Origin of the sequence: Rhizobium sp. WW_1 (assembly GCF_003610155.1) — a bacterium.
In the GTDB taxonomy this organism is placed as follows: Bacteria; Pseudomonadota; Alphaproteobacteria; order Rhizobiales; family Rhizobiaceae; genus Rhizobium; species Rhizobium tropici_A.
In genome coordinates this window covers 81,555-94,234 of record NZ_RAIN01000006.1, presented here as the reverse complement: position 1 = coordinate 94,234, position 12,680 = coordinate 81,555, and the positions used below count along the sequence as shown (strand labels likewise).

Sequence of the window (12,680 nt, the reverse complement as noted above, 5' to 3'; positions counted from 1 at the left end):
CCGCCACATCAGTTCAACTGATCGTGTGGCGTGACAGACCGTTATTCTTCGGCGGCTCCTTCCGGAACCATACGTAACAGTCGGAAAACGCCGCCCCCAATCGTGGGCAAAGACGTGAACTGGTTAACCGAATACCGCATCCCCATCGGGCCATGGGCCAAAGCCGTCGTCGACTGGCTGACGACCAATGTCACATGGTTCTTCGACGGCCTCTCCTTCGTTGTCGCCCATGTCATCAACGCGCTGCTGTTCCTGCTGCAGACGCCGCATCCATTGGTCGTCGTCGTCGTTTTCACTGCCGTTGCCTATTGGATGCGCCGAAGCATCGGCGTCACGGCCCTCACCTTCATCGGCCTGCTCATCACCATCAACCAGGGCTACTGGAAGGAAACGACCGAAACACTGGCGCTGGTGCTCGCCTCGACCTTCGTCAGCATGCTCGTCGGCCTGCCCCTCGGCATCGCGGCCGCCCGCCGTCCCTGGCTCTTCGCCTTCATGCGACCGGTCCTCGATCTGATGCAGACCATTCCGACCTTCGTCTATCTGGTGCCCGCCATGATCCTGCTCGGCCTCGGCATGGTGCCGGGCCTGGTCGCGACCGTCGTCTTCGCCATTCCCGCGCCGATCCGCATGACGCGCCTCGGCATCATTTCCACGCCGCCCTCGCTCGTTGAAGCAGCCGAATCCTTCGGCGCCACGCCGCGACAGGTTCTTCGCAAGGTGGAGCTGCCCTTTGCCATGCCGCAGATCATGGCGGGCCTGACGCAGACCATCATGCTGTCGCTTTCCATGGTCTCCATTGCCGCCCTCGTCGGCGCTCCCGGCCTCGGCGTGCCGGTCCTGCGCGCGCTCAACAGCGTCAATATCGCCAAGAGCTTCGATTCTGGTGCCTGCATCGTCATCCTGGCAATCATCCTCGATCGCATGTTCCGTGCCCCCGGCGAAGGAGATCGCTCATGACCGTCGCTGTCGGCTTCAACAATGTCAGCATCATCTTCGGCGATCGCCCCGATGCCGCGCTGAAACTCGTCGATGCGGGAAAATCGCGCGACGAGATCGGCAAGACAACCGGTATGGTGCTCGGCGTCGCCAATGCCTCGCTCGAGATCGAGGAAGGCGAAATCCTCGTGCTCATGGGCCTTTCCGGCTCGGGGAAATCGACGCTGCTGCGCGCGGTCAACGGCCTTGCGCCAGTCGTCCGCGGCAATGTCGTCGTCAACACCAAGGATGGCCCCGTCAGCCCCTATTCATGCAACCCCAAGGCGTTGCGCGACCTGCGCATGCACACCGTTTCCATGGTCTTCCAGCAATTTGCGCTGCTCCCCTGGCGAACGGTCGCCGACAATGTCGGCTTCGGGCTTGAGCTCGCCGGCGTGCCGGAAGCTGAGCGCAAGAAGCGAGTGGACGAGCAGCTTGAGCTCGTCAATCTCACGCAATGGGCCAATCGCAAGGTCAACGAACTCTCAGGCGGCATGCAGCAGCGCGTCGGTCTCGCCCGCGCTTTTGCGACCGGCGCGCCGATTCTGCTCATGGACGAGCCGTTTTCCGCGCTCGACCCGCTGATCCGTACCCGCCTTCAGGACGAACTGCTGGAATTCCAGCGCCGGCTGAAGCGCACGATCCTGTTCGTCAGTCACGACCTGGACGAGGCCTTCCGCATTGGCAACCGCATCGCCATCATGGAAAGCGGCCATATCATCCAGTGCGGGACGCCGCAGGAGATCGTCAAGAATCCGGCCGACCAATATGTGGCCGACTTTGTGCAGCACATGAACCCGATCAGCATGCTGACGGCGCGAGACGTGATGCAGCATGGTATCGGGCATTCGGCCAATGCCGGTTCCGTCACTGCCACAGCGACCGCATCGACGCCGCTTGTCGACATTCTCGACGCCCTGACGCGCCAGCCGGGCAATATCGGCGTTGTTGACAATGGCACGATTATCGGAACGATCTCGGCGCAAGACGTGGTGGCCGGCCTCACCAGCCACCGACGAAAGGAGTAGCCGTTCAGCGCTGCTCCTCAATTCATGGAGCAGTTAATGAACGATAAACCATCGGTGATCAGGGAAACGGACGAGGATGCGCGCATTTTGGCGCGCGACCTCATGCACAAAGCCGCGCATGCTGCCCTGGCCGTGATCGATCCCGAAACCGGTTTTCCCTCCGTCAGCCGCGTCCTGATCGCCGACGATGTCGACGGCGCTCCGCTCATCCTCGTCTCCGGTCTTTCCGCCCATACCAAGGCGCTGATGAAAGATCCGCGTGCCTCGATGCTTTTTGGCGAACCAGGCAAGGGCGACCCCCTCGCCCATCCTCGCCTGACCGTGCGATGCAGCGCGCAACGCCTTGATCGGCAAGGCGATACGCATGAGCGCATTCGCATGCGTTTCCTCGATCGCCATCCGAAATCGAAGCTCTATATCGACTTTCCGGATTTCTGCTTCTTCCGCCTCATCCCTCTCGATGCCAGCCTGAACGGCGGCTTCGGCAGAGCCTATATTTTGTCCGCCGAGGACCTGATGACGCTTTAAGCTGAAAAGAAAATTCGGCCGCAGTCAGGGGGCGGTGATAGTGCGAGAATTAGTAGCCGCGTCTTCCGACGCCACGGCGACCATTATTGGTAAGTCTTGAGAGACTTATGACCAAAATTGGCATGTTTGCGACTCCGAAACGATAAGAATCGACCTATTTTGGTCTAATTAAGTCTCTGGATGGGACATTCTGCGCCCTGGCGTTATTGCCTGACCATCATACGTACATACCTAAAACAGCATACTCGATACCTTAAATTTAGGTATATACAATCTTCGACCCCTCTTGGTATTGTTAGTCATCGGTAGGGACCGGGTTGGAAATAGCACAATTTCTGATGTACGCTCCGCATTGGGAAGATTAACAGATGAAAACAAGAAATTTGGCCGAACACTCTAATGTTGCGGCAGCATTATTATCAGCAATGGCGAACCCAAAGCGCCTTTTGATCCTTTGCAGTCTCGTTAAAGGCGAAGTTCCTGTTGGCGTTCTTGCCAATCAGGTCGGATTGAGCCAGTCGGCACTGTCGCAGCATCTTTCAAAGCTGCGCGCTCAGAAGCTGGTCAAGACGCGCCGTGATGCTCAAACGATTTACTACTCCAGCACATCGGAATCCGTGATCCGTGTTCTTGAAACGCTGGAAGACATTTATTGCGAGCCGGAAAAAAGTAGATCGGCTGCTTAAGAGCTTCAATAGCTCGTGCTTGTCGACGGACGATCCGTTGGGGGGACACTTTAAACCCTAAAAGATCGACATGCTTTCATTACCAGGTGTTTTACAGTTTTAACTGGCAAATCTTCGGATTTGCCAGTTTTTTCATGTCTGGACGGCCTTACGCGACGTCTCCGGGCGGTTCTCAGTCGTCACGCCGGCGTGCATCGATCCGCCATTTGCCTGACATCAGTCCCCGCCTTCGCCGCCATCTTTGCCTTGACGCAAAAAGGCCGGCTGATAATTTGACCAAGCAGTAAATATAATCGCGCGGCGTCGCGCCGCGGTCGGGAAATGGCCCCCGAATGGCCATTTGGAGAACAGCATGTCGGACCGTTTGAATGCCACCCCCAACGATTTGCGCGCCTTCTGGATGCCCTTTACCGCCAACCGTCAGTTCAAGAAGGAACCGCGCCTCTTCGTCGGCGCCAAGGACATGTACTACACGACCCATGACGGCCGGCAGGTACTGGATGGAACCGCGGGACTGTGGTGCGTCAACGCAGGTCATTGCCGACCGAAGATCACCGAAGCCATCGCCCAGCAGGCGGGCGAGCTCGACTATGCCCCTGCCTTCCAGCTCGGTCATCCCAAGGCTTTCGAGCTGGCGAACCGCCTCGTGGACATAGCGCCTGAGGGCCTGGACCATGTCCTTTATACCAATTCCGGCTCGGAATCGGTGGAGACCGCACTCAAAGTTGCGCTTGCCTATCATCGTGTGAAGGGCAACGGCTCGCGCTTCCGTCTCATCGGCCGCGAACGCGGCTATCACGGCGTCAACTTCGGCGGCATTTCCGTCGGCGGCATCGTCACGAACCGCAAGATGTTCGGCACGCTGCTGACCGGCGTCGATCACATGCCGCACACCCACCTTCCCGGCAAGAATGCCTTCACGCGCGGCGAGCCCGAGCATGGCGGCGATATTGCCAGCGAACTGGAGCGTATCGTCACTCTGCATGATGCCTCGACCATCGCGGCCGTCATCGTCGAGCCGGTTGCCGGCTCCACCGGCGTCCTCATCCCGCCGAAGGGCTACCTGCAGAAGCTGCGCGAAATCTGCACCAAGCACGGCATTCTTCTGATCTTCGACGAAGTCATCACCGGCTTCGGCCGCCTCGGCACCCCCTTTGCCGCGCAATATTACGACGTGAAGCCAGACATGATCACCACGGCGAAAGGCCTGACCAACGGCGTCATCCCGATGGGTGCGGTCTTCGTCACCTCGGAGATCCATGACGCCTTCATGCAGGGACCCGAGCACATGATCGAGTTCTTCCATGGCTACACCTATTCCGGTAACCCGATCGCGTCTGCTGCCGCGCTCGCGACGCTCGACACCTACAAGGAAGAGGGCCTACTCACCCGCGCAGCCGAACTTTCCGACTACTGGGCCGACGCCCTGCATTCCCTCAAGGACTGCCCGAATGTCATCGACGTCAGAAACACCGGCCTGATCGGCGCCATCGAGCTCGACCCGATCGCCGGCGAGCCGACCAAACGCGCCTTCACGGCCTTCCTGAAGGCCTACGAGAAGGGCCTATTGATCCGCACCACCGGCGACATCATCGCTCTCTCGCCGCCACTGATCATCGAGAAGCACCACATCGACGAGTTGTTCGGCAAGCTTCGCGAGATCTTGCAGAATAATATCTAGTTCGCCTTTCATGGATCGCGATGCGATCCGCGAACTCGAAGCGTCCCCTCTCCCCGCCTGCGGGGAGAGGGTTAGGGTGAGGGGCTTTTCCCGACGGACTATGAGATGCGCGGCCCAGAACCTAAAATAACAGATCGCGCGCGCAGCCTTCGGCAAGCAGACAATGATGCCGAGGCAAAACTCTGGTCGGAACTTCGCAACCGACGACTGAACGGCTTCAAATTCGTCCGGCAGTTTCCAATCGGTCCTTACTTCGCTGATTTTGCCTGTCGAGAGCGATATCTGGTCATCGAAGTCGACGGCAGCCAACACGCAGACAGCAGGCGCGACGTCATTCGCGATGAATTCATGACCGCTGAAGGCTGGTCTGTTGCCCGCTTCTGGAATGTTGACGTCTTTACAGCCACGCCGTCCGTTCTCGAAACCATCGTTGCGATCTGCAAGGGAAGATTGACCGAAGCTGTAGTGGCTCGTGATTTCAAGTTTCTTCCGGCCGTGCCTCCGAAATAGCCCCTCTCCCCGACCCTCTCCCCGCAAGCGGGGAGAGGGAGCCTATCGAATGCTGGAAACACCGCTCTATCAACACATTCGGACAGATCCCCTCTCCCCGTAAAACGGGGAGAGGGCTAGGGTGAGGGGCAATACGGAATCAAAGCGGTATAGGAAAAACCATGACCACCAAACTCGAACGCTATATCGACCAGGGCGTCGGCCGGGAGCCTGCGGACATCGTTCTCAAGAACGGGCGCTTCTTCGATTTGGTGACGGGGGAGCTGGTGGCCTCGGATATCGCCATCTGCGGCGACCGCATCGTCGGCACCTGCGGTGATTATCATGGGCATCAGGAGATCGATATCTCCGGCCGCATCGTCGTGCCGGGCTTCATCGACACCCACCTTCATATCGAATCCTCGCTGGTGACCCCGCTCGAATTCGACCGCTGCGTCCTGCCCTATGGCGTCACGACGGTTATCTGCGATCCGCATGAGATCGCCAATGTGCTCGGCATCGAAGGCATTCAATACTTTCTTGAATCCTCGCTCGAAACCATCATGGATATCCGCGTCCAGCTTTCCTCCTGCGTGCCGGCAACGCACCTGGAAACGTCTGGCGCCGATCTGCCGATCGAGAAGCTCCTGCCCTTCCGCGACCACCCGAAAGTGATCGGCCTTGCCGAATTCATGAATTTCCCCGGTGTGGTCCACAAGGACCCCGTCTGCATGGCGAAGCTCGAAGCTTTCCAGGGCGGCCACATCGACGGCCACGCCCCTTTGCTGCGCGGCAACGACCTCAACGGCTATCTCGCAGCCGGCATCCGCACGGAGCATGAATCGACAACATCAGAAGAGGCGCTGGAAAAGATCCGCAAGGGTATGCATGTGCTGGTGCGCGAGGGCTCCGTCTCCAAGGACCTGCATGCGCTGATGCCCATCATCACGGAGCGCCTGTCTCCCCATCTGGCACTCTGCACCGACGACCGCAACCCGCTCGACATCGCCGAACAGGGTCACCTCGATTACATGATCCGCACGGCAATCGCCCATGGCGTCGAACCCTTGGCAATCTATCGCGCCGCCTCCATCTCCGCCGCCCGCGCCTTCGGCTTGCGCGATCGCGGTCTGGTGGCACCCGGCTGGCGGGCCGATCTCGTCGTCATCGACAGCTTGGAAAACTGCAAGGCTGAGATCGTCTTCTCCGCCGGCAGACAGGTGACGGCAGACCTCTTTGCGACCCGCAATTCCGTAACCCCGGTCGGTCTCGACAGCGTCAAGGCCCGCCCGATCAATGCCGCCGACTTTGGTGTCCCGGTGACGGAAGGCGAAAGCTCGGTGATCGGCGTGATGCCCGGCAAGATCATCACGGAACACCGCCGCCATCGCCTGCCCACCAAGGGCAATCAGACCGATATCGATCTCGGCAACGACGTCATCAAGGTCGCCGTCATCGAACGGCACGGCAAGAACGGCAATCACGCCAATGGTTTCGTCCAGGGTTTCGGGCTGAAGAAAGGCGCCATCGCCTCGACGGTCGGCCATGACAGCCATAACATCTGCGTCGTCGGCGTCAGCGAGGATGACATGGCGCTCGCCGCCAATCGCCTGAGCGAAATCAACGGCGGTTTTGTCGTGGTCGCCGATGGCGTCGTGACAGGCGAGATCGCGCTACCCATCGCCGGCCTGATGAGCCTGGAACCCTATGAAAGCGTGCGCGACACGCTGCATCATCTGCGACAAGCGGCCTATGCCCTCGGCGCAACGCTGGAAGAGCCCTTCCTGCAGCTCGCCTTCCTGCCCCTGCCCGTCATCCCGCATCTGAAGATATCGGACAGAGGTCTGGTCGATGTCGACAAGTTCATGCTGATCGGCTGATCAGACAAGCTTGCCGCAATAGGCATCGAGTGCCGCAAGCGCCACCGTCGAGCCTGCATCGGCGGTGGTGAAGCCCGGCATGGGAATGGTCTTGCCAAGCTTTATGTCCTTTGGCAGCGAGACCTTCACCGGCTTGCGGGAGAGATTGAAGACGAACAGCAGCTTTTCATCGCCCTTGGAGCGAGTGAAGGCGAGAACATCCTCCTTGGTGTCGAGGAAGACCATGTCGCCATCACGCAAGGCCGCATGCTCTGCACGGAAAGCCAGCGTCTCGCGATAGTGATGCAGCACCGAATCCTTGTCCGCTTCCTGCTTGTCGACTGCGAGCGCCGCATGTTGATAGGGAACCGGCAGCCACGACTTGTCAGCGGTCGTAAAGCCCGCATGCGCACGGCTCGCCTCCCAGGGCATCGGCGTGCGGCATCCGTCACGCCCCTTGAAAGCCGGCCAGAAACGAATGCCGTAGGGATCGCGCAGATCCTCGAAAGCCAGTTCCGCCTCGGGCAGGCCGAGTTCCTCGCCCTGATAGAGGCAGATCGAGCCACGCAAAGTGGAGAGCAGCGAGATTGCAAGCTTCGCAACGCGCGGCTGCTCTTCCTCGTTCTCGGCAAAGCGGCTGACATGGCGTTGCACGTCATGGTTGGAAAAGGCCCAGCAGACCCAGCCGTCGACGACATTGTCCTGGAAGTCGCTGACGCAGCGGCGGAAATGCGCCGGCGTGAAATCGGGCCCCAGCAGGTCGAACGTATAGCACATGTGCAGCTTGTCGCCGCCGCTGGTATAGGCGGCCACCGTCTCCAGCGAACGGGCGCCGTCGCCCACTTCACCGACGGTCGTGCGGTTGTCGTATTGATCGAGCAGCGCCCGGAACCGCTTCAGGAAGCCGATATTCTCCGGCTGCGTCTTGTCGTAGAGATGGTTCTGCATCCCGTATGGGTTGCTCTCGGGCGCATCGAGGCCGCCTGTCGATACGAGTGCGGCCGGATTGTCCCGCAGCTTCTTGTCGCAGAAATAGTAGTTCACGGTGTCCAGGCGGAAGCCGTCCACGCCTCTGTCGAGCCAGAACTTCACGGCCGAAAGCACGGCATCCTGAACTTCTGCGTGGTGGAAATTCAGATCCGGCTGCGAGGTCAGGAAGTTGTGCTGGTAATACTGCCGCCGCACGCCGTCCCATTCCCAGCCGGGGCCGCCGAAGATCGACAGCCAGTTGTTTGGCGCCGTGCCATCCGGCTTCGGATCGGCCCAGACGTACCAGTCAGCCTTGGCATTGTCGCGGCTCGTCCGGCTCTCCACGAACCAGGGATGCCGGTCGGAGGTGTGCGAGATGACCTGATCGATGATGACCTTCAGACCGAGATCATGCGCCGCCGCCATCATCTCGTCGAAATCGGCAAGCGTGCCGAAGATCGGATCAACATCGCAATAATCGGCGACGTCGTAGCCCATGTCGGCCATCGGCGAGGTAAAGAACGGCGCCAGCCAGATCGCATCGACCCCGAGTGCGGCAATGTGAGGCAGGCGCCGGGTAACCCCCTTGATATCGCCGAGCCCGTTGGCATCCGTATCCTGAAACGACCGCGGATAGACCTGATAGATCACTGCCCCGCGCCACCAGTCGGCTTGCGCCGCTTCATTCGTCGATTTCATCAAACCGCCTCGATATCGCACAAGGCCTCCCAGTTTGCACAGTCAGGCGCAGGCGGCAAGCCGCAATCGGCCGCATGACGAATTCAACCAACGGGACGCGTAAATTCGCAGTATCAATTTTAGAGAATTATCAATATGAAAGTTCACACGCTAAGCATGCCCGATTTTTTTAACTTGAATGCGACGTCGCTTTCGATAACTTCCCGCGTTGACTTGTACGTACAGGTTACCTGCGGAACCAAAAACACCCTTGTAAAACAAGGACAATAACTCCAGAAAGGTGGGAAAACATATGACTCATATCACCAGAAAATTTATCGCTGCGGCTTTCGTCAGCACGATATTGAGCGTTTCCGCGCATGCCGCGACCCTCAATATCCACAACGGCGGCGACCCGACTTCGCTCGATCCGCAAAAAATTTCCGGCGACTGGGAGAACCGTATCGACGGCGACATCTTCGAAGGGCTGGTGACGGAAGACCCCAAGGACAATCCCATTCCCGGCCAGGCCGCAAGCTGGACCATTTCCCCCGACCAGAAGGTCTATACCTTCAAGCTGCGTGACGGCATCAAGTGGTCTGACGGCCAGCCTGTTACAGCTCAGGACTTCGTCTTTGCCTTCCAGCGCCTGATGGACCCGAAGACCGCCGCCCAGTACGCCTATCTGCAGTACACGATCCACAACGCGGAAAAGATCAACAAGGGCGAGATCAAGGATCTGACCCAGCTCGGCGTCAAGGCGATCGACGACAAGACGCTCGAAATCACGCTTGAGAACCCGACGCCTTACTTCCTCAACGCCCTGATGCACTATACGGCCTATCCGCTGCCGAAGCATGTCGTCGAAGCAAAGGGCGACCAGTGGGTCAAGATCGGCAACATCGTCACCAACGGCCCCTATAAGCCCACCGAATGGGTGCCCGGCTCGCACGTCAGCATGGTCAAGAGCGACCAATACTACGACGCGAAGGACGTGAAGATCGACAAGGTCAACTATTACACGCTGGAAGACCAGGCCGCAGCCCTCAAGCGCTATCGCGCTGGTGAATTCGATATCCTGACCTCCTTCCCGGCCGATCAGTATGACTGGATCCAGAAGAATCTTCCCGGTCAGGCGCATGTGGTGCCCTTCCTTGGCACCTACTACTACGTCATGAATGCCACCAAGCCGCCCTTCAACGACAAGCGCGTCCGCCAGGCTCTCTCGATGGCCGTCAACCGTGAGGTCATCGGGCCGAAGATCCTCGGCACCGGCGAACTGCCGATGTATTCCTGGGTACCGCCGGGCACGGCGAATTATGGCGAGCCGGCCTATGTCAGCTGGAAGGACGAGCCTTACAAGCAGAAGGTCGAAGAGGCCAAGAAGCTTCTGAAAGAAGCAGGCTTCGGTCCTGACCATCCGCTGAAGGCGCAGCTTCGCTACAACACCAACGACAACCACAAGCGCATCGCCGTTGCGATCGCCGCCATGTGGAAGCCGCTCGGCGTCGATATCGAGCTCTACAACACCGAAACCAAGGTGCACTACGATGAAATGCAGCGCGGTGAGGTGCAGATCGGCCGCGCCGGCTGGCTCGCAGACTATAACGACCCGATCAACTTCCTGAACCTGCTGTCCACCGGCGTCGAAATGAACTACGGCCGCTGGAGCAACAAGGATTACGATGCCCTCATCAAGCAGGGCAACGAAGAGATCGACCTGAAGAAGCGCGCCGAAATCTACAAGAAGGCCGAGCAGCTGGCCCTCGACGACAGCGCCGCGATCCCGATCTACTACTACGTTTCCCAGAACATCGTCGCCCCGAAGGTCCAGGGCTTCGTCGACAATATTCAGGACATCCACCGCACTCGCTGGCTGTCGATCAAAGAATAATTGGGAACAGGCTCCCTTCCGGACACAACCGGAAGGGAGCCGTCTAAGATCATGTTTGGCTACGCTCTCCGTCGTTTGCTGTCGACAATCCCCGTCTTGTGGATTGCCGTGACAGTGTGTTTTTTCATTCTGCGCCTCGCTCCCGGCGGCCCCTTCGATGGCGAAAGGCCATTGCCGCCGGAAGTCAAAGCCAACCTTGCGGCTCACTACAACCTCGATAAGCCCCTGGTTGAGCAATACCTGATCTATGTCGGCGACGTCATGAAGGGCGACCTTGGTCCCTCCTTCGCCAACCAGGATTTCACCGTCACCCAGCAGATCATGTCCGGCTTCCCCTACACGCTGACCATCGGTGGCGCTGCCTTCGTGCTTGCGACCGTCGTCGGCGTTTTCATAGGCTGTCTTGGGGCGCTCTATCAGAACCGCGCGGCCGACTATTGGCTGGGTGGCGGCCTCCTCATCGGCCTGGTCATGCCGAGCTTTCTCATCGCCCCGATCCTTCAGCTCGTCTTCGGCAACACGCTCGGCTGGCTGCCCGTCGGCGGCTGGGGTGACGGCTCGATCAGGTTCCTGGTCCTGCCCATCATCGTCCTGACGCTGCCGCACGCGGCACGCATCTCCCGCCTGATGCGCGGTTCGATGATCGAGGTGATGAGCCAGAACTTTATCCGCACCGCCAAGGCCAAGGGCATCGGCCCTCGGCTGACCGTAATGCGACACGCGCTGAAGCCGGCGATGATGCCGGTGGTCTCCTACCTCGGCCCGGCGGCAAGTTACCTGCTCACCGGTTCGCTGGTCGTCGAAACCATTTTCGGCCTTCCCGGCGTCGGCCGCTATTTCGTCGGCGCAGCGCTCAACCGCGATTACGGCATGGTCCTCGGCACGGTCATCTTCTACATGGTCCTGATCGTGGTGCTCAACCTGCTGGTCGACATCGCCTATGCCTGGCTCGACCCGAAAGTGAGAATGCGATGATCCTCAATTCCGCCAAGAGAGAATTGCTGGAAGCGGAATTGCTTTCGGCAGAGGGGCTCGCACCCAAGGGGCGCTCCCTCACCGGCGACGCAATGCGCCGCCTGCTGCGAAACAAGGCCGCCGCACTGTCCCTGATCGTGTTGGCAGTCCTGGTTCTGGTCGCCATTTTTGGCCCCTATTTCCTGCCCTTCAACTATGAAGACCCGGACTGGAACTCCTTCCGGGGCGCTCCGGACTTCGCCGCGGGCCACTATTTCGGCACTGACGGCAACGGCCGCGACCTGCTGGCGCGCACGCTCTATGGCACGCGCGTCTCGCTCACCGTCGCGCTCGTGGCAACGCTCGTCTCTGTCGTCATCGGCGTGCTCTACGGCGCCATCGCCGGTTATTTCGGCGGACGCGTCGATGCGATCATGATGCGCTTCGTCGATATCATGTACGCCCTGCCCTACGTGCTTTTCGTCATCCTGCTGATGGTGATCTTCGGCCGCAACGTCTATCTGCTGTTCGCAGCAATCGGCGCTCTGGAATGGCTGACCATGGCCCGCATCGTGCGCGGCCAGACCCTGTCGATCAAGCAGCGCGAATTCATCGAGGCCGCGCGCGCCTCGGGGCAGCGATCGTTCAAGATCATCCTCAAGCATATCGTGCCGAACCTTGTCGGCCCGGTCGTGATCTACGCGACGCTGACCATCCCGGAGATCATCGCGACGGAAAGCTTCCTTTCCTATCTCGGCTTCGGCGTTCAGGAACCGCTGACATCGCTCGGCACGCTGATCGCGGAAGGGTCGGCGGGCATGGAGACGACGCCCTGGCTGCTGTTCTTCCCGGCCGGTTTCCTGATCGCACTGCTGATGAGCCTGCTCTTCATCGGCGACGGTCTGCGCGATGCATTCGATCCGAAGGATCGCTGAC

Annotated in this window: 10 protein-coding genes and 1 pseudogene; 10 read left to right on the top strand and 1 reads right to left on the bottom strand. The window is 59.6% G+C overall.

The window, feature by feature from the left end:
• The first annotated feature begins 114 nt into the window (after nucleotides 1-114).
• From choW to ade, 7 genes and pseudogenes are all read left to right on the top strand, one after another.
• Nucleotides 115-960 (top strand): choline ABC transporter permease subunit, encoded by an 846-nt coding sequence (gene choW, locus BJ928_RS18510; RefSeq protein WP_348628227.1) that lies wholly within the window; start codon nucleotides 115-117, stop codon nucleotides 958-960.
• Entirely contained in the window at nucleotides 957-2,006 is a 1,050-nt protein-coding gene (gene choV, locus BJ928_RS18505; RefSeq protein ID WP_047632183.1) for a choline ABC transporter ATP-binding protein, read from the top strand. The genes choW and choV overlap by 4 nt, the downstream gene beginning before the upstream one ends.
• A gap of 36 nt (nucleotides 2,007-2,042) precedes the next feature.
• A pseudogene (locus BJ928_RS18500) lies at nucleotides 2,043-2,525 on the top strand (pyridoxamine 5'-phosphate oxidase family protein); the annotation flags it as partial.
• 377 nt (nucleotides 2,526-2,902) lie between these two features.
• The gene (locus BJ928_RS18495; RefSeq protein WP_004116664.1) at nucleotides 2,903-3,220 is read left to right on the top strand and encodes a metalloregulator ArsR/SmtB family transcription factor; all 318 of its coding nucleotides are present in this window, start codon (nucleotides 2,903-2,905) and stop codon (nucleotides 3,218-3,220) included.
• Between the two features lie 352 nt (nucleotides 3,221-3,572).
• Nucleotides 3,573-4,901: an aspartate aminotransferase family protein gene (locus tag BJ928_RS18490; RefSeq protein ID WP_047632185.1), complete on the top strand. Its 1,329-nt coding sequence runs from the start codon at nucleotides 3,573-3,575 to the stop codon at nucleotides 4,899-4,901.
• 105 nt (nucleotides 4,902-5,006) lie between these two features.
• Nucleotides 5,007-5,411: an endonuclease domain-containing protein gene (locus tag BJ928_RS18485; protein WP_047632186.1), complete on the top strand. Its 405-nt coding sequence runs from the start codon at nucleotides 5,007-5,009 to the stop codon at nucleotides 5,409-5,411.
• A 161-nt stretch (nucleotides 5,412-5,572) separates the two neighbouring features.
• Nucleotides 5,573-7,270, top strand: a complete 1,698-nt coding sequence (ade, locus tag BJ928_RS18480) for an adenine deaminase (RefSeq protein ID WP_047632187.1) — start codon at nucleotides 5,573-5,575, stop codon at nucleotides 7,268-7,270.
• Here ade and BJ928_RS18475 read toward each other — a convergent pair whose 3' ends face one another.
• A complete protein-coding gene (locus BJ928_RS18475) occupies nucleotides 7,271-8,917 on the bottom strand; it encodes an alpha-glucosidase family protein (RefSeq protein ID WP_047632189.1) in 1,647 nt (548 codons plus the stop codon).
• A 292-nt stretch (nucleotides 8,918-9,209) separates the two neighbouring features.
• Between BJ928_RS18475 and BJ928_RS18470 the strand changes: the two genes are divergently transcribed.
• From BJ928_RS18470 to BJ928_RS18460, 3 genes are read left to right on the top strand one after another with little or no spacing between them, the layout of a single operon-like run.
• Nucleotides 9,210-10,790: a peptide ABC transporter substrate-binding protein gene (locus BJ928_RS18470; protein WP_047632190.1), complete on the top strand. Its 1,581-nt coding sequence runs from the start codon at nucleotides 9,210-9,212 to the stop codon at nucleotides 10,788-10,790.
• Between the two features lie 51 nt (nucleotides 10,791-10,841).
• Entirely contained in the window at nucleotides 10,842-11,765 is a 924-nt protein-coding gene (locus BJ928_RS18465) for an ABC transporter permease subunit (protein WP_047632191.1), read from the top strand.
• A complete protein-coding gene (locus BJ928_RS18460; RefSeq protein WP_047632192.1) occupies nucleotides 11,762-12,679 on the top strand; it encodes an ABC transporter permease subunit in 918 nt (305 codons plus the stop codon). Before BJ928_RS18465 ends, BJ928_RS18460 begins: the two co-directional genes overlap by 4 nt.
• The last annotated feature ends 1 nt before the right edge of the window (nucleotide 12,680 follow it).